Origin of the sequence: Paramylibacter kogurei (genome assembly GCF_002742285.1) — a bacterium.
Lineage (GTDB): Bacteria > Pseudomonadota > Alphaproteobacteria > Rhodobacterales > Rhodobacteraceae > Amylibacter > Amylibacter kogurei.
This window is the reverse complement of sequence record NZ_MDGM01000007.1, coordinates 405742-427500: the sequence shown is the minus strand read 5'-3', so window position 1 is coordinate 427500 and position 21759 is coordinate 405742. Positions and strand designations below refer to the sequence as shown.

The window sequence follows — 21759 nt, the reverse complement described above, 5'->3', positions numbered from 1 at the left end:
GGTGAAAGGCCAATCAAACTCGGAGATAGCTGGTTCTCCGCGAAATCTATTTAGGTAGAGCGTCGCACGAATACCTTCGGGGGTAGAGCACTGGATGGGTAATGGGGACTCACCGTCTTACTGATCCTAACCAAACTCCGAATACCGAAGAGTAATATGCGGCAGACACACTGCGGATGCTAACGTCCGTAGTGAAAAGGGAAACAACCCTGACCTCCAGCTAAGGCCCCTAATTCGTAGTTAAGTGGGAAAGCAGGTGGGACGACCAAAACAACCAGGAGGTTGGCTTAGAAGCAGCCATCCTTTAAAGATAGCGTAACAGCTCACTGGTCTAAATAAGTTATCCTGCGGCGAAGATGTACCGGGGCTCAAACTACGAGCCGAAGCTGAGGATGCACGTAAGTGCATGGTAGCGGAGCGTTCTGTGACATAGAACGCTGTCTCTTTAGTATCTTTGGATATTACGGAGACAATGTTCTGACTGTGAAGCCGGCCTGTGAGGGATCCGGTGGAGTGATCAGAAGTGAGAATGTTGACATGAGTAGCGATAAACAGGGTGAGAGACCCTGTCGCCGAAAGTCCAAGGGTTCCTGCTTAAAGCTAATCTGAGCAGGGTAAGCCGACCCCTAAGGCGAGGCCGAAAGGCGTAGTCGATGGGAAACCGTTTAATATTACGGTGCCAGGAAGATGTGACGGATCGAAAGCGTAGTGACCCCTTATCGGATTGGGGCTGCTGCCGGACGGTTCCAGGAAATAGCCTTCCATTAGATCGTACCCTAAACCAACACAGGTGGACTGGTAGAGAATACCAAGGCGCTTGAGAGAACTGCATTGAAGGAACTCGGCAAAATACCTCCGTAAGTTCGCGAGAAGGAGGCCCTATCAGAACGCAAGTTTTGGTGGGGGGCACAAACCAGGGGGTGGCGACTGTTTACTAAAAACACAGGGCTCTGCGAAGTCGCAAGACGACGTATAGGGTCTGACGCCTGCCCGGTGCTGGAAGGTTAAATGGAGTTGTGCAAGCAGCGAAATGAAGCCCCAGTAAACGGCGGCCGTAACTATAACGGTCCTAAGGTAGCGAAATTCCTTGTCGGGTAAGTTCCGACCTGCACGAATGGCGTAACGACTTCCCCGCTGTCTCCAATGCAGACTCAGCGAAATTGAATTGCCTGTTAAGATGCAGGCTTCCCGCGGTTAGACGGAAAGACCCCGTGCACCTTTACTACAGCTTCACACTGGCATTAGGTCAGACGTGTGCAGGATAGGTGGTAGGCTTTGAAGTGTGGACGCCAGTTCGCATGGAGCCTCCCTTGAGATACCACCCCTGTCTGTCTTGATGTCTAACCGCGGACCATTATCTGGTTCCGGGACCCTGTGTGGCGGGTAGTTTGACTGGGGCGGTCGCCTCCTAAAGAGTAACGGAGGCGCGCGATGGTGGGCTCAGACCGGTCGGAAATCGGTCGTCGAGTGCAATGGCATAAGCCCGCCTGACTGCAAGTCTGACAAGACGAGCAGAGACGAAAGTCGGTCATAGTGATCCGGTGGTCCCGAGTGGAAGGGCCATCGCTCAACGGATAAAAGGTACGCCGGGGATAACAGGCTGATACTGCCCAAGAGTCCATATCGACGGCAGTGTTTGGCACCTCGATGTCGGCTCATCTCATCCTGGGGCTGGAGCAGGTCCCAAGGGTACGGCTGTTCGCCGTTTAAAGAGGTACGTGAGCTGGGTTTAGAACGTCGTGAGACAGTTCGGTCCCTATCTGCCGTGGGTGTAGGAGACTTGATGGGAGTTGCCCCTAGTACGAGAGGACCGGGGTGAACGATCCACTGGTGGATCTGTTGTGGCGCCAGCCGCAGTGCAGAGTAGCTATGATCGGACAGGATAACCGCTGAAGGCATCTAAGCGGGAAGCCCCCCCAGAAACAAGGTCTCCCTTGAGGGCCGTGGAAGACCACCACGTCGATAGGTCGGAGATGTAAGTGCAGCAATGCATTCAGTTGACCGATACTAATTGCCCGATAGGCTTGATTTGATCCAGTAATAGACAGACTAAAGCAAAAATATGCTTAAGCCTGTAATTACACGGAGCTGAAGTCCGGAAAGACACAAAAATCTTTCGTTATTAATGCCTCTCAACGACATATCGTTGAGTGCTTATTCGTTTTGGTGGTCACAGCGCCAGTGAAACACCCGATCCCATCCCGAACTCGGCCGTTAAGCACGGTTGCGCCGATGGTACTGCGTCTTAAGACGTGGGAGAGTAGGTCACCGCCAAAACTAATAAGCACTCATTCCAATAAAAAACGCCCCTTGCAAAACACGCAAGGGGCGTTCTTTATTTGGTGGTAAACTGAAAATTCCTCAAATATAAAAAACAAATTCGTTTAAAATATTTTGAGGAGCGATCCATGCCAAAATCGGAACACGCTTTTAGCTGGCAGTGTTTTTTGATCAGTTGGGGCGACAAATATGCTGACTCAGATATTAACCGCTTGGTTGAAAATATCTCCAAACATGCAAGTTCTGAGCCACGTTTTGTGATGATGACCGATCGAATTCGTGTTGGTGTCGATCCGCGTGTTCAACAAGTTGAATTTCCTGCTTATTTTCTTAATGAAAAACTCCGTGGTCCAGGGTGCCAAGCAAAGCTTGGTATGTTTGAGAAAGGTGTAATGCCGGATGATTTACCCGCAATTTATGTTGATATCGATACAATCATTTTGGGTGATTTGACCAAAGCATTCCAATTTCATGATGTCGACAAAACCATTCAGATCCTTCAAAGTGCTGTGTTGCCATTTTCGGAATTTGCGCGTTTCATTTATAAGCTGACAAAGAAAAAACGTTACGCTCGCGGTAATTCGTCGGTAGTCGTTTTTCACCCTGCGAAATGCCATTTTATTGCGTCAGAATTTCGCAAACGCTTTGATGAATTTGGCGATTTTCATCAACGTCCAATGATTGCGGATGAACGGTTTATAAGTTGGATCGCACAGCCTATGGTGCGAGCACTGCCAAAACATTTTGCCGTAAAATTCCCAACAGAATTTATGTTACATACGAAATTTCTTACATATTTAAAATCTTGTCTACCATGGGTGGTCAGGCGACGCCAAAAACTGGTTGCGGTTACGCTTTGTGGAGTCATTAGTAAGCCTGAGAAACTTGTTACGATGCAAGTTGGTGAAACGTTACGGGACAACAAGAACCGAATTTTGATTTGGAATGACCGTGTTATCGGAGAATTGCGAAAAAAATTGATTTCGTATTACCAATCATAAATCCTGAAAAACTGCACAAAATGCTGTCTGATTAATGCACATGCTCATGTCATTCTCTAATTTAAAGAGAGGACACAAACATGGTTCCAAAACGTTTAGAACAAGATGTGTGGTGGTTCGCCGACGATTTAACGCTTCATGATCCCACTTTGGCGACAGCGCGCAAAACGAAATGGTGGTTAATACCGCTGAATTTCAATCCTTGCGTTACGCGGCGCTGGCGCGCAAAACTGTTGATTTGTGGTGCATTAGCCTCGCGAGGAGATATTGTAGATTAATGAAAACTGTTCTGATTGTTGATGACGATGTCCATATTCGCGATGTTTTGAAATTCGCATTGGGTGATGCGGGTTTTTCTGTTGTCGAGGCAGCGAATGGCAACCAAGCGCTTGGCGTGGTCAAACGCGCGGTTCCAGAATTGATAATTCTGGATATTGGCATGCCCGAAATGGATGGTTTGGAAATGTGTAGGGAATTGCGCAAAACATCACAGGTTCCCATTCTTTTTCTGACAGCACGCAATGATGAAATCGATCGCATTTTGGCGTTTGAACTTGGTGGTGATGATTATCTTTCAAAACCATTTTCACCACGCGAATTGGTGTTGAGAGTGAAAGCGATCTTAAAAAGAGGAAGTGAACCAATTGCGCAAACCGTATCGACCGGTGATCTTGTCGTGGAGCAAGAAACCCATCGTGCAACCTTGAACGGGAAATCATTGGAGCTTACAGCAAGAGAGTTTTCATTGTTAAATCCGCTTGCACAAAACCCGGGGCGCATCTTCACCAAGGGGCAGTTGATGGCGCATATCTATGGCGAAAATATTTATGTCGAAAATCGCACATTGGATAGTCATGTGCGCAATTTACGCGCCAAAGCGCGGGCATTGGGGTGTGATGATCTCGTTGTCACAGCACATGGCATTGGATTTCGGCTTGGGGATTGTGTGTGTCAGTAATGGTTCAGAAATGGCGCCCGACGCTTCGAACACTTATCGCTTTGGTCATTTTGACACTCATGGCATTGCCTGCCATTGGGCTTTTGACCGCACGCCTTACAACCAATCAGTTTGTGCGCGAAACCGAGAGTAGCCTTATCTCTCAGGCAGCGGTATTTGCACAATCATATGCCGCGGAGTTTGTCGAAAACCGTTCCGATGAACTTTACGGAAATGTACTTTCAGCAACGCTTTCGGAATATTATGCGCAACAGTTTCATGCAAAAGTAAAACCAGTGAACACGCGATATTCATCAATATTGCCTGAGCGACCCGATCCCGTTTCGATGCAAGTACCACTCCAAGCCCCATATGATGTCATCGGTGCAAAGCTTTCTACCATTGCACACCAAGCGCAAAAAACATCGCTGGCGGGGTATATCGCGCTCGATTATCTTGGAAATATCATCGCAAGTTCGGGAACCATTCAGGGCAGATTTGTTTCGGTGCCAGAAGTGGACAAAGCATTGCAGGGCGAAGTTTCCACCGTTTTGCGATTTCGTGGTGGGCTTGATGAACGCCACCCGCTTGCATCGCTAAGCAGAGATACCGGATTTCGCGTATTTGTTGCCATGCCGGTCATTGTTGATGAACATGTTGTTGGCGCGGTGTATTTGGCCCGCACCCCTAACAATTTGGGAAAGTTTTTGTTTCGCGAACGGCATACCCTCATTTTGGTTTTTGGGTCGGTGTTAATGGCGGCATCTTTGGTCGGATTTGTGATGTGGCGATTACTGGCAGGGCCAATCAAAGAATTGCAATATCAATCGCAACGGGTGGCCAAGGGCCAATCGGTGATGCTAGAACCTTTGGCACATTACGGCACGAAAGAAGTTGCAGATATGGGACAAAGCTTGCTGTCAATGTCGACAACATTGAACCAGCGATCGGCGGCGCTTCAAACCTATACCGCGCATGTGACACATGAATTGAAATCGCCACTTACATCAATTTCGGGCGCTGTAGAATTATTGCAAGACAGCAGCGAGCGAATGGATAAATCAACGCGCCAAAAATTCATTGCCAATATTGCAGATGACAGTGACCGCATGGCGCGCCTTTTGGATGGGTTGCGCATGTTTGCAGCAACGACGATGACTAATGAAGCACAAGAAACGGAATTTCGACGGGCCGTTGCGCGATATGATGGTCCAGACGGCAAAGTTATTTACAAAGGGAATCCAAATGCCACGCTTCCGATTTCAGATAACGATGCGCATATCTTGATAACACAAATGGCACAAAATGCGTTTCAGCATGGTGCAAAAACAATAACGTTTACATGCGAGAAAAACCGTTTGATTGTAACCGATGACGGACATGGAATTTCACGTCGCAACGCAGAACAGATTTTTGAACCATTTTTCACCACCTATCGCGACAAGGGAGGCACAGGAATGGGATTGGCCATTGTGCGCGGTATCGTCACCGCAAATGGTGGCGAGATTAAATTGTTAGAATCTGCGATGGGTGCGAAATTCGAAATTCAGTTTGAAACACACAATTAAAAGAAATGTGAAATATTTGTGAAAACCCTGATTTTGCACTTGTAGCTTATCCATAGTCACACTAGAAGACCCACAGTTGACGCGGGATGGAGCAGTCTGGTAGCTCGTCAGGCTCATAACCTGAAGGTCGTAGGTTCAAATCCTACTCCCGCAACCAAAACCGCCCTTGAGGCGGTTTTTTTGTATATTTAGTCACCTTTCATTGTCACAATGGCAAAGGTTAGATTTCACAAAAAATTCGTCCGCTCACCTTGTTCTGCGTATCCAAGAGAATTAGATCAAAGATATGAAAAAACTACTCAAGAAGTTTAAAAAATCCCCCAAGGTTGCAGTGTTGCGGTTGGACGGTGTTATCGGAGGTGGATCACGTTTTGGTGGCGCGAGCCTGACAGATGCCGATCTGGCGCCTTTGTTGGAACGAGCGTTTCGCAAAGGAAAACCCGATGCGGTTGCGTTGGCGGTGAATTCACCCGGTGGTTCACCGGTACAGTCATCCTTGATCGGCGCACGAATTCGACGGTTATCATTGGAAACAAACACACCTGTGTTTGCTTTTTGCGAGGATGTTGCGGCATCTGGTGGTTATTGGCTGGCCTGTGCCGCAGATGAAATATTTGTGGATGAAAGTTCGATCGTAGGATCAATTGGCGTGATTTCAGCATCATTTGGTTTTCAAGATTTATTGCAAAAACAGGGCATTGAACGCCGTGTTCATACCGCTGGCAAAGACAAAAGCATGGGCGATCCGTTTCGCGCTGAAAAACCAGAAGATATTGCTCGGCTTAAAGCATTACAAAAAACCATTCATGACAATTTTATCGCCCATGTGAAATCACGGCGGGGCGAAAAATTAGCGGAGTCAGATTTGTTTACGGGCGAAATCTGGGTCGGCGCGTCGGCGGTGGATTTAGGCTTGGTCGATGGCGTTGGTCATTTGGTACCGATGATGAAGTTTCGATATGGCGAAGATGTGAAATTCATCCCCCACGGCAAGAAAAAATCATTGCTCAGCAAGTTTGGTCTTACCGCGGCTTCCAACATCGCATCTTCCATTGAAGATCGCGCAATGTGGTCAAAGTTCGGACTATGACATGGTAAAGGTCGTCACGTTATTTCTAATCTTTGTCGCGGTATTGGCGATATTTGGGAAACTGCGATTGCCCCAACTGCCAAAACCGTTACAACGACGTAAAGTGGCAACAGCACAAAAATGTAAAACATGCGGAACTTACCTGTTCAAGGGAATAGACTGCGCCTGTCAGAAACAGCAAAAATCGGAAAAAGACTGAACATATGGATTGGCTATTTGTAATTGCGGGGCTTGGAATCCTTGTATTCGGCGGTGATTTCTTGGTGCGCGGGGCGGTTGCGCTGGCGACCAAGCTGGGAATTTCTGCACTTGTGGTAAGCCTGACAGTGGTTGCATTTGGCACATCTGCACCCGAACTTTTGATCGCTATTCAGGCAGCATTGGATGGCGTGCCTGAATTGGCGCTTGGCAATGTGGTGGGATCGAATACGGCCAATGTGTTGTTGGTTTTAGGGATTCCGGCGGTTTTGTCAGGGCTGGATATGAAAAACGTTCACACGGAACGTAATTTCTTTCTGATGCTATTTGCATCGCTGATATTCATTGTGCTGTGTTTCACAACCCCATTGAAAGCATGGCAAGGCGCGCTGTTACTTGTATCGCTATGCGCAATTTTATTTTCTGCCTACAAAGAGGCGATGGGCTCACGCGCAAAGCTTAAGGAGCTGGAATCCGAAGTAGACGACGAAAATATTAGCAACAAAAAAATGGCGATATTTTTGCTGGTTGGGTTGGTATCCTTACCCCTGGGTGCGCATCTGTTAATCGAGGGCGCAACGAGTATCGCACATGCGTTTGGTGTGTCTGAGGCGATCATCGGCTTGACCTTGGTTGCGCTTGGCACTTCGTTACCTGAATTGGCAACGACGGTGATGGCCGCGCTGCGCAAAGAACCTGCCGTGGCGATTGGTAACGTCATTGGATCAAACATGTTCAACCTGCTCGCAATTCCTGCGATCGCAGCGTTTGTTGCACCATTGCCCGTGCCAGCAGAGTTTTTCCGCGTTGATTTGTGGGTCATGCTTGGCGCGTCGCTTTTGATGATACCATTCGTTTTGCTACACTGGAATTTGACCCGTATCTGGGGCGCGTTATTTGTTGTTGGATATGTGTTTTACGTGATGTTTTTGCTGGGATAACCGAAAGGACGCAATGTGGGATATCAAGGGGCGCTAATCACTGGTGGTTCACTTCGATTAGGACGCGCTATGGCAATTTCGATTGCACAGCGCGGGATCCCAGTAGCGATACATTATTCCTCAAGCAAAAATGACGCGGAAAAAACAGTTTCTGATATTGTTGACGCTGGCGGACACGCCGTTGCGGTGCAGGCTGATCTGTTGGATCATGAACAAACAGAAACGCTTGTTTCACGCGCGAGTGATGCCTTGGGGGCGAAAATATCGGTGCTGGTGAATAACGCCTCAATTTTTGAGTATGACACGATCACAACCGCAACGCGTAAATCATGGGATCGCCATATCGATTCCAATTTGTGGGGGCCATTTGCATTGATCCAAGAAATGGCAAAGCAAGCACCCCAAGCAACCAAAAACGAACGTGGAGAATTGAATGCACAGGCTTGCGTGATCAATATGGTGGATCAGCGCGTGCGCAAGCTTACGCCAGAATTCATGACCTATACGCTGGCCAAGGCAGGATTATGGACATTGACCCAAACCGCAGCTCAGGCATTGGCCCCGCATATTCGCGTCAATGCAATTGGCCCAGGGCCAACATTGCAAGGTGCGCGTCAATCGACACAACATTTCGAAGCACAACGAAAGAATACGATTTTACAGCGCGGTTCCGATGTCGATGGAATTGTGAGCGCAATGAATTATCTGTTGGATGCACATGGCGTGACCGGACAGTTGATCTGTGTTGATGGTGGCCAACATTTAGCATGGCAAACGCCAGATATTATCGGTGTGGAATGATCAATTCGCGCTGGTTTCAAAGTGCCGTTACGGCAAAAGCGATTCGAATTGTCCACTTTGCTTTGTCAAATTCATCATTTGTTAAAAAATGTTAATGTTTTCAAGAATTTGCTCTCAATTCAAAAAGAAAGTCGTTTATTTTCAATAGCTTAAATTTCTGCCTAAATATTAAGCAATTCGCAGAAACCTGCTAAATTAAACAAAATTTTCTGGGTGGGTGAAAGTTATACAGAGAGTTATCCACAGAAACCGTGGACATAATTTTTCTTGTGTGTGGATGGTTTTCAGTGCAGCCAAGTTCAGAATCAGTCATGTTGGAACAATGAACAATCAGCCAAACAAAACTGACCTCGAAGAAGAGGGAAAGCTTGCAGATCAAGCCGATGTCCCCAATGGGTATTTGCGTATCAAAGAATATGTGCAAACCCTAGATGGTTCACCCGGCGTTTATCGAATGCTGGATAAAGATGGCGCTGTGTTATACGTGGGCAAAGCGCGCAATCTGAAAAAACGTGTGTCGTCATACGCCAAACCAACGGGTCATTCGGCGCGGATCGGGCGCATGATTTCAGCGACTGCATCCATGATGTTTTTGACAACACAGACCGAAACAGAGGCGTTGTTGCTTGAACAAAATCTGATCAAACAGCTTAAGCCAAAATACAACGTTTTGTTGCGTGACGACAAAAGTTTCCCAAATATCAAGGTTACGATTGAACACGACTATCCGCAAATTGAAAAACACCGTGGCCGCAAACCAAAAGGTGCGGAATATTTCGGACCCTTTGCATCGGCGGGTTCGGTCAATCGTACGCTGCATCAATTGCAAAAGATTTTTTTGCTGCGAAATTGTTCCGACAACATTTTCAACAGCCGTACACGCCCCTGTTTGCAATATCAAATTGCGCGATGTTCGGCCCCTTGTGTTGGGAAAATATCGAAAGAGGATTATGGCGTGCTGGTATCGGATGCGATGCGGTTTTTGTCTGGAAAATCAACACGCATACAAGAAGAGCTTGCCCAGAAAATGCAAGAAGCCAGCGCAAATATGGAATTTGAACGCGCTGCTGGGTATCGAGATCGCATTCGTGCGTTGACAAATATTCAAGGGTCGCAGGGAATTAACCCACAATCAGTCCCAGAGGCAGATGTGATCGCACTTCATCTTGAGGGTGGTCAGGCCTGTATTCAGGTGTTTTTTATCCGCGCCAATCAAAACTGGGGTAATCGGGCCTATTTTCCACGCACGGGTTCGGGCGCGGATGCAGATGAAATCCTAGAAAATTTTATCGCTCAGTTTTATGATAATAAAACGCCGCCGAAACAATTGCTCTTGTCGAATGACGTGGCAAATGTGGATTTGTTACAAGATGCCCTGTCGCAAAAAGCAGGACGCAAGGTGGAATTAATTGTCCCACAGCGCGGTGAAAAGGCGGAACTGGTGTTGAACGCCCATCGCAATGCGCGTGAATCGCTGGGACGTCGGATGTCCGAAAGTGCCGCGCAGGCAAAATTGTTGGATGGTTTGGCAGATGCCTTTAACCTTGATCAGCCACTAAATCGCATAGAAGTTTATGACAATTCACACATCCAAGGGGCACATGCCGTTGGTGCAATGATCGTGGCGGGACCAGATGGTTTTCAAAAATCATCATATCGCAAATTCAATATTAAATCAGAAGACACCACACCAGGTGATGATTTTGGCATGATGAAAGAGGTTCTGTTACGCCGTTTCAAACGGTTGTTAGCAGAAGACCCGGATCGCCAAACAGATGTCTGGCCAGATTTATTGCTGATTGATGGTGGAGCAGGGCAGGTTTCTGCAGTGGCACAGATTATGGCCGAACTTGGCGTCGATGACGTGCCATTTATTGGCGTTGCAAAGGGTGAAGATCGCGACAAAGGCAAAGAAGAATTTTATCGCCCCAACATGCGTCCATTTGCATTGCGCCGTAATGATCCCGTTTTATATTTCATTCAACGATTGCGCGACGAAGCACATCGTTTTGCGATTGGAACCCATCGCAACAAACGATCCAAAGCCATTAGCGCGAACCCGTTGGACGATGTGGTTGGTGTTGGGGCCGCGCGTAAAAAGGCATTGCTGGCACATTTTGGTTCAGGAAAAGCCGTTTCACGCGCCGCGCTCAAAGACCTCAAGGCGGTGGATGGTGTTTCTGATGCATTGGCGCAAACTATTTACGACTTCTTCCATGACAAGGGGTAAATGTTTGTTTAGACATTTATCCAATAATACGGCGAGCTTTTCGCCAAATTGCAGGAGATAAGCTTGAACTGGAATATCCCCAACATTCTGACCTTGTTGCGCCTGTTGGCGGCACCTGGGGTGGCAATTATGTTTTTGTATTTCACCCGCCCTTGGGCAGATTGGTTTGCATTGGTTTTGTTTGTATCCGCAGCAGTTACTGATTTTTTCGATGGGTATTTGGCGCGAAAATGGAACCAAGAATCCAATTTTGGCCGCATGATGGACCCCATCGCAGACAAGGCAATGGTGGTCATCGCGTTAATGGTGTTGGTTGCATTATATAGCTTGAACCCTTGGATATTGTTACCTGCAACACTGATTGTGTTTCGCGAAGTATTTGTATCAGGGTTACGAGAATTTTTGGGTGCGGATGCGGAAAAATTACAAGTGACCAAACTTGCGAAATGGAAAACCACTGCACAGATGATCGCAATCGCTGTTTTGTTCGCCAAGGGTGTTTTTGAACATTACTACATTGGTCTAACAATCGGGATGGACGACGATATGGTAAACGATATCTTGTCTGGAAAAATCGATGATGAATTGGGGCTTGTGAATATGCAGCTTGGCAGTGAAATTTCATTTTCAATTGGGCGCGTGCTTTTGGGCATTGCGGCGGTGCTGACGCTTATTACGGGGTATGACTATTTCCAAAAATCCATTCCATATTTGCGCGATGATAAAAAATGAAACTGAACGTTTTATATTTTGCTTGGGTGCGTGAACGCATTGGCATTGCGTCAGAATCTGTTGAAACACAGGCGGGTTCGATCAACGAATTGATTGATGAATTATGCGCGCGCGAAGAACGCTATGCGGCTGCATTTAGCGACAGAAGCGTTTTGCGTGCCGCAATTGATCAAACGCTTGTGCCGTTTGAAGCTACGCTAACCGATGCAACCGAGGTTGCGTTTTTTCCACCGATGACAGGCGGTTAAAATGTCTGTTCATGTGCAAACGGATGATTTTGACTTGGGTGCAGAAGTATCGAAACTATCGTCTGATCCAAGCGTTGGCGCGGTGGTGAGTTTTACGGGTATTGTGCGCGATGCTGCGCAATCTGGGCTTATCTCGATGGAACTGGAATGTTACCCGGGGATGGTCGAACAAGCGTTGAATGATATTGAAATTAAGGCGCGAAACCGTTGGGATCTTAAGGCGAGTGTTATAATTCATCGCATTGGGAATTTAAAACTTGGCGAACAAATCATGATGGTGGCAACAGCATCGCCTCATCGCCAAGATGCATTTGAAGCAGCAGAGTTTTTGATGGATTACCTGAAAAGCGAAGCGCCGTTTTGGAAAAAAGAGCATTTCCAAGATCACGCCAAATGGGTTGATGCGCGTGAAACGGATTTACAAAGCCTGAAACGCTGGCAGGATTAACCGCGCTCTTCCAAAGTGGTGCGCAGGTGATCAACCTCGCGGCGCGCTTCACCAAGCCCAGCCATCGCCGCATCCAGTTCGGCCTGCGTTTGAGCAAGCTTATTTTTCAATTCCCACTCGCGATCATGCAGCAATTGTTCGGCCTCGTCTTTTTGCAATTCTGCCTCATGAAGCCGATTTGCCAGATCATCAATTTCACCCATGTTGGCCGCGTTAATGCGATTCAAACTCCCGTAGCCCCAGCGCAAAATCCAGCCGAGTAGGAATGCCGCAAAGAGAACGACTGCGATGATGATGATAAGCTGTGTGCGATCCATTATTCGGAACCTTCTGATTCAAGTAAGCGAAATGCAATGCGGCGGTTGGCGGCGCGGCCTTCTTCGGTGGCGTTATCGGCGATGGGTTTTTCTGGGCCGTAACCCTTTGCTGTCAAACCCGAGGTTAAGATACGTTGTTCCAACAATGCGGACAATACGGATTCTGCGCGTTGTTGGCTGATGCTCAGGTTCAACTCTTCGCTGCCTTGGCTGTCTGTGTGGCCTTCGATTTCGAATTTTGCATCGGGGCATTTGCGCAATATGTCTGCAATTTCGCCAACCACTTTTAAGCTTTGGGCATCAATACGTGCGGATGATGGGGCAAAGTTGATTTGTTCACGCGCCAATAACGCAGTGATCCCTTGTTCGCATTCCTGCGGGGTGGGCTCTTTGTCCACGACATAAAGCGTTTCATCAAAATTAACGTCGATCTTGTAATTTCCTTTGCCGCCAATTCGCACGGATAATGCGCGTGATACTTCGGAGGGAACGGACGGTGTTGCGCCAATTCCTTTGACTTCGACGGTGTCGGCACGCACGATCAGGCTACCGTGGTGAAGTTTTGATAACGCTTCCAGCCCCCCCAAGATACGCACAGGCCAACCAGGTTCCAAGTTTTCATCAACCCGTGTTTTCAAAAATACCTGTTCGTTGCCAAACAACGATTGTGCGAATGTATCAATGGCAAGTTTTGTATCTTCTGTTGGGACACGCCCGCGCAGTTGAACAACGCCCTCGGGGCTTTTGGTTGCGATAAATTCAGGAACTTCGATACCAGCATCGGTATTGGTGTCGATGATTTTCGGGGGCAAAACAGCGTGAAGTGAAAATAATTCGGGCAGAGAGTTTTCCAGTTCACCAACAACGGAATCAAATGTTTCTTGGCTGGCATCCTCTGATGCAACCAGTGAAACATCAGAATCTGTAAAGCTTAACGTTCCCCCACCCAAATTTTGCAACGCATCAACGGCGAGCGAAATGGCACGTGCCCAATCGGTTGTTGGCACGCCAAGACCGATATTACACGATGGCTTGCCGCGTAAATTCACATCAGAAATTGAGCGCAGAATTTTTGATCTGGTTGATTGAGTATCCGCAGAACAGGCGGTTAAATCCGCAACATCGCCATCAATGGTTAGGCGAAATGTGAATGGTGCAATCACAGGGCGCGGCGAAGAAATATTCATGGTCAACGCAACATTGGATGGTTTGCTACTGGTCAAAAACTGTTCTGTATTTTGTTTTTCAGTAACAGATTCAGTCACCGCTGTGACTGTGACGCGATCAGGTGAAATGCTGATTTTTGAACGCGGCAATTTTTTGAGAATTTCCAAACCGTAAGTTAAGGAACGTTCCCAAGCAGCACCCACAGGATGATCCGCAATTTCCAACATATCCGCGACTTCGCTTGAATCGGCCAGTTGAGTTGCGAAATCCAAAATACGTTCGCGCCCAGTTGATTGCGGTATCAGACCGATAAGCGATATGCGATCTTCGTTGCGCAACATTTCAAGCGTGAAACGTGGCGGTTCAATTGCGTTGTTTTTGGCAATCACAACATCATCGCGCACACGCGACATCTGCACAGCGGTGCCCAAGGTTTCCAATGCTTTGAATCGGCTCGCTTCATCTGGGGCAAGCCCAGACAAATGCACCAACATTCCATCGGTGCGGATATCGGCCCAATCTTGGCCAGCGGCCCGCAATGTTTCTGTGGTGTATTTTTGTGTGAAATTTTCCAACACATTAACCGCACGCATGCCGACAAAATAACAGCCTGTGCCAACCAGAATAAAACATATGGCGCCAAAGAGAAGGGCGGTGCGATGCATGTTGAGTGCCTTTTATCGTATTTCAAAGTTGTCTAAATGAACTGTCAGAATCGTTCAAGCAATGCTTACAAAAGTTTTTGCGACAATGGCCAAAGTTAGGCCGACAACAACTATCAGTCCAGCGTCGCGGTTTGCACGAAATAGTTTTAGGCAAATTTCTGCGTTTTCAATATCCAAAATGCGCAATTGCCACGCCAAATGCCAGCCAAACGCCCAGAGCGTGGTAATGGTAATCAACAGCGAGATTAAATTTATGGATGTTGAAAATGCAAAAACAACGGCGCCGCCCATGCAAATGATCGTTAGGACCAGAAATCCAAATAACCATGTTGGCGTTGATTTTCCAAATAAACGTGCTGTTGATTTTACACCAATCAATGCATCGTCTTCTTTGTCTTGCAATGCATAAATTGTATCATAAAACAGCGTCCAAAATATGCCTGCAATATATAATGCAACTGGTGCAGTGCCAAGTGAACCATGAACAGCCGCCCATCCCAATAGCGCGCCCCAATTGAAGGCCAGCCCCAAAAAAATTTGTGGCCACCATGTGAACCGTTTGGCAAAAGGATAGATGACAACCGGAACAAGTGCCGCAATGCCAAGCATGGTTGAAAACGGATTGAAAGATAACAGTATGACAAAGGCGATCAGCGCCTGACAAATCATCCAAACCGCTGCTTGGCGCGTGTTGACCTGACCTGATGGGATTGGGCGCGATTTTGTGCGCGCAACCTTTGCGTCAAAATCACGATCTGAAATATCATTCCACGTGCACCCCGCACCGCGCATCAAAAATGCACCCATTGCAAATGCAATAAAATACCAAAGATCATTCCAATTTGGCGTCGCTTCACCATGCCATTTTGCCAGCAAGTATCCCCACCAACATGGCAATAATAATAACCATGTACCCGCCGGGCGATCCGCCCGCGAAAGCCGTAAATAAGGACGTGTCCATTTGGGCGCATACCGATCAACCCAATTATTATCCGTCGCATCCGCGACACGACCGGTTTCAGAATTTTCTGTTGCGGAGGCGGTTCTCGGCTCTGGCGTCTTTTGGTTTTCGATCATACAATCGGCCCATGAATAAGAAAGCAAATATCAGGCTCTTTGTAGACGCGCCAATGGGGGTGGGGCAATCGGTTTCGCTTAATCGCGACCAATCGCACTATCTGTTCGGGGTGATGCGGTTGAAAACGGGTGATCTGTTGGAAATTTTCAATGGCCAAGACGGCGCTTGGTTGGCTGAAATTGCACAAGCAGGCAAACGCGCAGGCGAATTGATATGTCGCGAAAATTCGCAGCCACAATCAATGCCCCCTGATTTGTGGTTGTTATTCGCACCCATAAAACGTGCACGTACAGATTTCATTGTTGAAAAGGCAACGGAGTTGGGTGTGTCACAAATTCAACCCATTACCACGGATTTCACGAATTCGGATAAAATCCGACAGGATCGGTTGCAAGCCCATGCGCTTGAGGCCGCTGAACAATGTGGAGGCACATATGTTCCACCAGTCAAGCCATTGGAAAAGCTGACTAAACTGTTGCAAGATTGGCCCAGTGATCGCCAAATTCTGTTTTGCGATGAAACCAGCGCTGGCAAAGCCAAGACAGATTTCGCAAATTCGCCGCGGGACAAGTGGGCAATTTTGATCGGGCCAGAAGGTGGATTTTCGCAAGCGGAAATCGAACGTCTGCGCGGTTTGGAATTCGTGACATCAATGTCCCTAGGGCCGCGCATCTTGCGCGCGGATACGGCCGCAGTTGCGGCAATCACATTATGGCAAAATGCCCGAGGAGACTGGCGATGAATTTTATTCGCCCAGAACTAAAAGAATTACTGATGCAATGGCGCGAAGTCATCTTGCTCGTTGCGATTGTTTTGATCAGTGCTGTGTTCTTTTTAACAGGAACAGGATTGATACGGATCATAACCATCGGTTTGATCGTGATCGGCGCAGGTTTTTTATATCCTGCAATCCGTCAAGCGCGGACAGCCGCGTCAAAACAAAGCGTTGGCGTGGTTGAAATTACCGAGCGGCGCATTCGATATCTGAGCCCTGATATGGGCGCGGAAATATCTGCGAATGATTTAACCTCTGTTGAAATTGAATCGCGTGATGTGAATACACCGCTGGAAGATGTGTCATGGATTTTTCGTGATAAACATGGATATACCATGCGTATCCCATCAGGAGCAGAGGGCGCGCGTGGCTTGCTAGATGCGATTTCATCTCTGCCTGGTGCGGATCTTGATGCCGTCGTGCGAGCCATGGGTTATCCGCAAAAAGCACTGTTCACGATTTGGAAAAAGAACTGACATAATTTCGCAATCCCTTGCGCAAGACGCATTGCTTTGATTAGGTCGCTGCAACTTTGAAATTTGAAATGGAACGCGCATGTCTATCCCACAATCTGGCGGTGGCCCAATTGAAAATCGCAATCAGCTTGCCGAATATCTAGAGGCTGGGAACAAGCCAGAAAGCGATTGGCGTATCGGAACCGAACATGAAAAATTCGGATATTGTAAGCCGAAAAAACTCCCCCTGCCTTATGATGGGGAATGTTCCATTTTGGCGATGCTGGAAGGTTTGCGCGATACCTATCATTGGGAACCCGTCACCGAGGCTGGCAATCTGATTGGTTTGGTTAAGGATGGCGCGAATATTTCGTTGGAACCTGGTGGTCAGCTTGAATTGTCTGGCGCGCCGCTGGAAACAATTCACGAAACCTGCGACGAGGTGAACACGCACTTGCGTGAAGTGCAAACAATTGCAGATAAAATCAATGCAGGATTCATCGGGCTTGGAGCAGCGCCGATTTGGTCACACGAACAAATGCATATGATGCCCAAGGGACGCTATCGATTGATGACCGATTATATGGGGCGCGTGGGTACGCATGGTACACAGATGATGTATCGCACCTGTACTGTTCAGGTGAATCTGGATTTTAAATCAGAATCCGACATGGTGAAAAAATTCCGCGTGGCGCTGGCGTTACAATCCGTGGCGGTTGCGCTTTTTGCCAATTCTCCGTTTTTTGATGGCAAGGTAAATGGCCACAAAAGCTGGCGTTCACGGGTTTGGCGCGGTTTGGATGATGCGCGTACTGGGACGTTGCCGTTCGTATTCGAAGATGGCATGGGCTTTGATCGCTATGTTGATTATGCGCTCGATGTGCCGATGTATTTTGTTTATCGCGATGGAAAATATATCGACGCGCTCGGCCAATCATTTCGCGATTTTATGCAAGGTAAACTACCCGCCTTGCCGGGCGAGGTTCCAACCCTGTCCGATTGGGCGGATCATCTGACCACGATTTTCCCAGAAGCACGGATCAAGAAATTTATGGAAATGCGTGGTGCGGATGGTGGCCCATGGCGGCGCATATGTGCGTTGCCAGCATTTTGGGTTGGCTTGATGTATGACGCCAACGCATTGGACGGGGCATGGGATATCTGCAAAGATTGGGATTTGGAGACACGCGAAGGATTGCGCGTGGCGGCATCTGTGGATGGATTGCAGGCACAATTTGGCGATATCAAAATGCTGGATTTGGCAACGCGCGTATTGGAATTATCCAAGGCCGGATTGGCCGCACGCGCACGTGCTGGTGCGGGTGGGTTGATTCCAGATGAAACGCATTTCTTGAATGCGCTTCAAGAAAGCATCGATACGGGCATCACACCAGCCGATGAATTATTGGCAAAATACAATGGCGAATGGGCTGGTGATTTGTCGAAAATTTACGACGAATACAGTTATTGATTTATTTCTTGCCGATTTTTGGTTCGGTGCCATTCATCAGGCGCGATATATTCGCGCTATGGCGCCACCAAATTAATGCGGCAAGAATAATGCCCAATCCAATCGCGCTTGGCATGCCAAAGACGTAAAACCAAATCGGTGTTAATGCAGCGGACACAAGCGCCGCCGCCGATGAAATTCGCCCAACAATTGCGGCGGCCAGCCATGAGAAACATGCCGCCAACCCCGTTGGAAAGCTAAGCGCCAGAACGATGCCAAGGAATGTTGCAACACCCTTGCCGCCTTTGAATTTTAACCAAATCGGAAAACAATGTCCAAGGAATGCAAATAGCCCTGCAATTTGTGCAGCCGCAGAACCAAACAAACCATGCGCAATTAGAACCGCAACACCGCCTTTGCCAGCATCAAAAATGAGCGTAAGGAACGCCGCGAATTTGTTGCCAGTGCGCAGAACATTTGTGGCACCAATATTACCAGATCCAATATCGCGTAAATTGCCAAGCCCCATGATCCGCGCCAAAACCATGCCAAACGGGATGGAGCCAAGCAAATAGGCCAGAACAGCAACCAAAATTGCATGCATCAGTGATAGATCAAATATTGGGAACATTATGCGGTATAAACCTCTTGGCCAGCGACAAATGTATGCAAAACCTTACCCTGCATGCGTCGCCCGTCAAAGGGTGTATTTTTGGATTTCGATTTAAGTTGTGTGCGATCCATCACAAATGGTTTGTCTGGATCAAACACCACCAAATCGGCGGGTGCACCAATGGCGATGCGCCCTGCGTCCAAACCAAGCAAATTAGCAGGGTTCAACGACAACGCTTTCCACAGCGTTGGCAAATCCATGTATTCGCCATGGATCAATTGCATTGCCGCTGGCAGCAATGTTTCCAGTGCGATCGCACCTGATGCGGCACCTTCAAATGGCAAACGTTTGCTTTCGGCATCTTGTGGGGTGTGCATAGAGCTGATGATATCTATCAATCCTGACGCTACCGCTTCGACCAAGGCGATGCGGTCATCCTCGCTTCGCAGTGGTGGTTTGATTTTAAAGAATGTTGGGTAACCTTCGATATCGATTTCGTTCAGTGTCAGGTGATGGATGGATGCACCCGCCGTCACCCGCAGACCTTTGTCTTTGGCACGTTTGAGGATCGGCAATGAAACTGCGGTGGACAGCTGATCAATATGCAAGCGTGCGCCCGTCATTTCGACCAAGGTCATGTCACGCTGTAATTGCAACCTTTCCGCCATCACCGAAACCGCTGGCAAGCCAAGTTTGGTGGCGAGTGCACCAGATGTGGCGACCGCGCCGTTGGACAGGTTGGGGTCTTGTGAATGGGACAAAACCAATGCGTTTTGCGAATTGGCATATGTCAGACAACGTGCGAAAATTTTATTGTCAGTGATGACATGATCGCAATCGGTGAATGCCACGGCACCTGTGTCTTGTAAAAATCCGATCTCTGCCATTTCGCGCCCTTCGCGATTTTTGGTCAGGGCGGCCATTGGCAATACATTGACACGGCTGTCTGAAACCGCACGACGATATACGAATTCCAGCGTTTCTGGGCTGTCGATTGCGGGGCTGGTATCGGGGCGGATAACCATCGTTGTCACCCCACCAGCGGCCGCGGCGGCGCCAGCGGAGCTAAAGCTTTCTTTGTGGCGCTCACCCGGTTCGCAAACTTTTACACCAATGTCGATGATGCCTGGTGCAAGACATTTACCACCACAATCAACCGTGCGTTTCGCGCCGATCACGGGGTTTGGGATATCCATGATTTTGCTGATCTTGCCATCATCAATCAGGATGGAACCCAACGTATCGCTGCCTTGTTCTGGGTCGATGATACGGGCATTTTTCAACAAAATTGTCATGATGATTGTCCTGTTAATTTTGCGCGCATCTCTGCCGCATTTTCAACACCGATAAGGTTTCGCCCACTTCCTGCGCGCCCAGTAAAGCGAACAGTCGCACCAAATCCTTGAATTTTGCGAATGCTGGACAACTGGACGGGGTGCCCATGTTTGACATACACGGCACGATCCGTGATCAGCCATTCTTGCTTGCGATTCAACAGGAATGTTATCACCGTACCCATTGTCAGTGCAGCAATAACCAAGTTCACCGTTCTCAAATCAACGATCAGATCGCTTGCCATGGCAAGGATCATACCAACAGCGGCGACGCCAAAAACGGTAAACACGTTGTTTTTCACCCAAGCTTGCGATGAAAATTTGCCCCGAAACATGATGGTTTCTTGTGGATCGAGTTTTGGTGGCCATGCGGTGGATAGCGGGGCGATTGGCCTATTATCAATCATATCGCTCACAATTTCTGCGGGCGTGTCGTCGGATTCTTTGTCATTATCGACTTTGCGGTTCATACCATCACGCCTTTGGTCGATTTTTTCGCGCGGTGGTTTCGTGCCAATAAATCCATCGCCGCCATGCGCACAGCCACGCCCATTTCAACCTGTTCTTGGATTACGGATCGGCTGATGTCATCTGCGATTTCGCCGTCGATTTCGACACCGCGGTTCATGGGGCCAGGATGCATGACAATCGCGTCGTCCTTTGCATTGGCCAATTTTTCAGCGCTCAAACCCCAGCGATAATAATATTCACGCTCACTTGGAATAAACGCGCCATCCATGCGTTCGCGTTGCAGGCGTAACATCATCACGACATCAACATCTTTGAGGCCTTCGTTCATATCTTCGTAAACTTCGACCCCGAATTTATCGATACCGGCGGGTAATAATGTGCGCGGCGCAACCAGACGAATGCGGCTTTCCATTTTATTGAGCAGGAAAATATTCGAACGCGCAACGCGGCTATGGGCGATATCACCACAAATGGCCACGTTTAATCGGTGTAATCGTCCCTTTGATCGACGGATTGTGAGCGCATCAAGCAATGCTTGTGTGGGATGTTCATGGCGCCCATCACCTGCGTTAAGGACCGCACAATTCACCTTTTGCGACAGCAAATCCACCGCACCGCTTTCAGGATGGCGTACGACCAGCAAATCGGGGTTCATTGCATTCAGTGTCATCGCAGTATCAATCAGGGTTTCGCCCTTTTTGATTGATGACGCACCCAGTGCCATGTTCATCACATCCGCACCCAGCCGTTTCCCAGCCAATTCAAAACTGGCCTGTGTGCGGGTGGAATTTTCAAAAAACATGTTGATTTGCGTCATGCCTGCAAGCGCATTTGAATGCTTTTGTGGCTGTCGGTTCAATTCGACATATTCATCGGCGAGGTCGAGAATGGCATTTATATCAGAAACAGATAGGTTTTCGATGCCCAGAAGATGCGCGGCGGTAAAATCCATTGTTCATC

20 protein-coding genes, 1 tRNA gene and 2 rRNA genes (1 of these 23 only partly in view) are annotated in these 21759 nt (G+C 48.1%); 16 read left to right on the top strand and 7 right to left on the bottom strand.

The window, feature by feature from the left end:
* The 13 genes from BFP76_RS04230 to BFP76_RS04160 form a co-directional block, all read left to right on the top strand.
* Positions 1-2032 (top strand): 23S ribosomal RNA (locus BFP76_RS04230); it begins 800 nt to the left of the window's first position.
* A gap of 130 nt (positions 2033-2162) precedes the next feature.
* Positions 2163-2277 (top strand): 5S ribosomal RNA (gene rrf, locus BFP76_RS04225).
* A gap of 131 nt (positions 2278-2408) precedes the next feature.
* Entirely contained in the window at positions 2409-3281 is an 873-nt protein-coding gene (locus BFP76_RS04220) for a hypothetical protein (RefSeq protein ID WP_099591902.1), read from the top strand.
* A 277-nt stretch (positions 3282-3558) separates the two neighbouring features.
* Positions 3559-4239 (top strand): response regulator transcription factor, encoded by a 681-nt coding sequence (locus BFP76_RS04210; protein WP_099591900.1) that lies wholly within the window; start codon positions 3559-3561, stop codon positions 4237-4239.
* Complete coding sequence (locus BFP76_RS04205; RefSeq protein ID WP_099591899.1) at positions 4239-5786, top strand: ATP-binding protein; 1548 nt, start codon at positions 4239-4241, stop codon at positions 5784-5786. The genes BFP76_RS04210 and BFP76_RS04205 overlap by 1 nt, the downstream gene beginning before the upstream one ends.
* 80 nt (positions 5787-5866) lie before the next feature.
* Positions 5867-5943: transfer RNA gene (locus tag BFP76_RS04200), tRNA-Met, on the top strand.
* Between the two features lie 129 nt (positions 5944-6072).
* Positions 6073-6876: a S49 family peptidase gene (locus BFP76_RS04195; RefSeq protein ID WP_099591898.1), complete on the top strand. Its 804-nt coding sequence runs from the start codon at positions 6073-6075 to the stop codon at positions 6874-6876.
* 203 nt (positions 6877-7079) lie between these two features.
* On the top strand, positions 7080-8015 hold the full coding sequence (locus BFP76_RS04185) for a calcium/sodium antiporter (protein WP_099591896.1): 936 nt from the start codon (positions 7080-7082) through the stop codon (positions 8013-8015).
* Between the two features lie 15 nt (positions 8016-8030).
* A complete protein-coding gene (locus BFP76_RS04180) occupies positions 8031-8816 on the top strand; it encodes an SDR family oxidoreductase (protein ID WP_276307900.1) in 786 nt (261 codons plus the stop codon).
* Positions 8817-9138: 322 nt separating this feature from the next.
* A complete protein-coding gene (gene uvrC, locus BFP76_RS04175) occupies positions 9139-11046 on the top strand; it encodes an excinuclease ABC subunit UvrC (RefSeq protein WP_099591894.1) in 1908 nt (635 codons plus the stop codon).
* Positions 11047-11109: 63 nt separating this feature from the next.
* Complete coding sequence (gene pgsA, locus BFP76_RS04170; RefSeq protein ID WP_099591893.1) at positions 11110-11778, top strand: CDP-diacylglycerol--glycerol-3-phosphate 3-phosphatidyltransferase; 669 nt, start codon at positions 11110-11112, stop codon at positions 11776-11778.
* A gap of 2 nt (positions 11779-11780) precedes the next feature.
* Positions 11781-12026, top strand: coding sequence for a molybdopterin converting factor subunit 1 (gene moaD, locus BFP76_RS04165; protein ID WP_099591946.1), 246 nt, complete (start codon positions 11781-11783; stop codon positions 12024-12026).
* A 1-nt stretch (position 12027) separates the two neighbouring features.
* Positions 12028-12474, top strand: coding sequence for a molybdenum cofactor biosynthesis protein MoaE (locus BFP76_RS04160; RefSeq protein ID WP_099591892.1), 447 nt, complete (start codon positions 12028-12030; stop codon positions 12472-12474).
* On the opposite strand, the gene BFP76_RS04155 is transcribed toward BFP76_RS04160, so the two are convergent.
* Genes BFP76_RS04155 through ubiA form a run of 3 tightly spaced genes read right to left on the bottom strand, consistent with a single transcriptional unit; the run spans position 12471 to position 15700 of the window.
* Positions 12471-12791, bottom strand: coding sequence for a hypothetical protein (locus tag BFP76_RS04155; protein WP_099591891.1), 321 nt, complete (start codon positions 12789-12791; stop codon positions 12471-12473). The genes BFP76_RS04160 and BFP76_RS04155 overlap by 4 nt on opposite strands.
* Positions 12791-14623, bottom strand: coding sequence for an OmpA family protein (locus BFP76_RS04150; protein WP_099591890.1), 1833 nt, complete (start codon positions 14621-14623; stop codon positions 12791-12793). Before BFP76_RS04150 ends, BFP76_RS04155 begins: the two co-directional genes overlap by 1 nt.
* Positions 14624-14677: 54 nt before the next feature.
* A complete protein-coding gene (gene ubiA / locus BFP76_RS04145; protein ID WP_099591889.1) occupies positions 14678-15700 on the bottom strand; it encodes a 4-hydroxybenzoate octaprenyltransferase in 1023 nt (340 codons plus the stop codon).
* 11 nt (positions 15701-15711) lie between these two features.
* On the opposite strand from ubiA, the gene BFP76_RS04140 reads away from it, so the two are divergent.
* The 3 genes from BFP76_RS04140 to BFP76_RS04130 all read left to right on the top strand — a co-directional run bounded on the left by BFP76_RS04140 (position 15712) and on the right by BFP76_RS04130 (position 18402).
* Positions 15712-16443 carry a 16S rRNA (uracil(1498)-N(3))-methyltransferase gene (locus tag BFP76_RS04140; protein ID WP_099591888.1) on the top strand — a complete coding sequence of 244 codons (732 nt, stop codon included), beginning with the start codon at positions 15712-15714 and terminating at the stop codon, positions 16441-16443.
* Positions 16440-16952 carry a hypothetical protein gene (locus tag BFP76_RS04135; protein WP_099591887.1) on the top strand — a complete coding sequence of 171 codons (513 nt, stop codon included), beginning with the start codon at positions 16440-16442 and terminating at the stop codon, positions 16950-16952. Before BFP76_RS04140 ends, BFP76_RS04135 begins: the two co-directional genes overlap by 4 nt.
* Positions 16953-17031: 79 nt before the next feature.
* Positions 17032-18402, top strand: a complete 1371-nt coding sequence (locus BFP76_RS04130; protein ID WP_099591886.1) for a glutamate--cysteine ligase — start codon at positions 17032-17034, stop codon at positions 18400-18402.
* 1 nt (position 18403) lies between these two features.
* Here BFP76_RS04130 and plsY read toward each other — a convergent pair whose 3' ends face one another.
* Genes plsY through BFP76_RS04110 form a run of 4 tightly spaced genes read right to left on the bottom strand, consistent with a single transcriptional unit; the run spans position 18404 to position 21751 of the window.
* Complete coding sequence (gene plsY / locus BFP76_RS04125; protein ID WP_099591885.1) at positions 18404-19012, bottom strand: glycerol-3-phosphate 1-O-acyltransferase PlsY; 609 nt, start codon at positions 19010-19012, stop codon at positions 18404-18406.
* Entirely contained in the window at positions 19012-20289 is a 1278-nt protein-coding gene (gene pyrC / locus BFP76_RS04120; RefSeq protein ID WP_099591884.1) for a dihydroorotase, read from the bottom strand. Before pyrC ends, plsY begins: the two co-directional genes overlap by 1 nt.
* Positions 20286-20798 carry a hypothetical protein gene (locus BFP76_RS04115; protein ID WP_099591883.1) on the bottom strand — a complete coding sequence of 171 codons (513 nt, stop codon included), beginning with the start codon at positions 20796-20798 and terminating at the stop codon, positions 20286-20288. Before BFP76_RS04115 ends, pyrC begins: the two co-directional genes overlap by 4 nt.
* Positions 20795-21751, bottom strand: coding sequence for an aspartate carbamoyltransferase catalytic subunit (locus tag BFP76_RS04110; RefSeq protein WP_099591882.1), 957 nt, complete (start codon positions 21749-21751; stop codon positions 20795-20797). Before BFP76_RS04110 ends, BFP76_RS04115 begins: the two co-directional genes overlap by 4 nt.
* Positions 21752-21759 lie beyond the last annotated feature (8 nt).

Coding starts and splice junctions, on each gene's coding strand:
- BFP76_RS04130 (WP_099591886.1), top strand. CDS start 17,032: ATGTCTATCCCACAATCTGGCGGTGGCCCAATTGAAAATCGCAATCAG.
- BFP76_RS04195 (WP_099591898.1), top strand. CDS start 6,073: ATGAAAAAACTACTCAAGAAGTTTAAAAAATCCCCCAAGGTTGCAGTG.
- BFP76_RS04205 (WP_099591899.1), top strand. CDS start 4,239: ATGGTTCAGAAATGGCGCCCGACGCTTCGAACACTTATCGCTTTGGTC.
- ubiA (WP_099591889.1), bottom strand. CDS start 15,700: ATGATCGAAAACCAAAAGACGCCAGAGCCGAGAACCGCCTCCGCAACA.
- BFP76_RS04220 (WP_099591902.1), top strand. CDS start 2,409: ATGCCAAAATCGGAACACGCTTTTAGCTGGCAGTGTTTTTTGATCAGT.
- BFP76_RS04135 (WP_099591887.1), top strand. CDS start 16,440: ATGAATTTTATTCGCCCAGAACTAAAAGAATTACTGATGCAATGGCGC.
- BFP76_RS04155 (WP_099591891.1), bottom strand. CDS start 12,791: ATGGATCGCACACAGCTTATCATCATCATCGCAGTCGTTCTCTTTGCG.
- BFP76_RS04110 (WP_099591882.1), bottom strand. CDS start 21,751: ATGGATTTTACCGCCGCGCATCTTCTGGGCATCGAAAACCTATCTGTT.
- BFP76_RS04115 (WP_099591883.1), bottom strand. CDS start 20,798: ATGAACCGCAAAGTCGATAATGACAAAGAATCCGACGACACGCCCGCA.
- BFP76_RS04160 (WP_099591892.1), top strand. CDS start 12,028: ATGTCTGTTCATGTGCAAACGGATGATTTTGACTTGGGTGCAGAAGTA.
- BFP76_RS04185 (WP_099591896.1), top strand. CDS start 7,080: ATGGATTGGCTATTTGTAATTGCGGGGCTTGGAATCCTTGTATTCGGC.
- BFP76_RS04140 (WP_099591888.1), top strand. CDS start 15,712: ATGAATAAGAAAGCAAATATCAGGCTCTTTGTAGACGCGCCAATGGGG.
- BFP76_RS04150 (WP_099591890.1), bottom strand. CDS start 14,623: ATGCATCGCACCGCCCTTCTCTTTGGCGCCATATGTTTTATTCTGGTT.
- uvrC (WP_099591894.1), top strand. CDS start 9,139: ATGAACAATCAGCCAAACAAAACTGACCTCGAAGAAGAGGGAAAGCTT.
- BFP76_RS04210 (WP_099591900.1), top strand. CDS start 3,559: ATGAAAACTGTTCTGATTGTTGATGACGATGTCCATATTCGCGATGTT.
- plsY (WP_099591885.1), bottom strand. CDS start 19,012: ATGTTCCCAATATTTGATCTATCACTGATGCATGCAATTTTGGTTGCT.
- pyrC (WP_099591884.1), bottom strand. CDS start 20,289: ATGACAATTTTGTTGAAAAATGCCCGTATCATCGACCCAGAACAAGGC.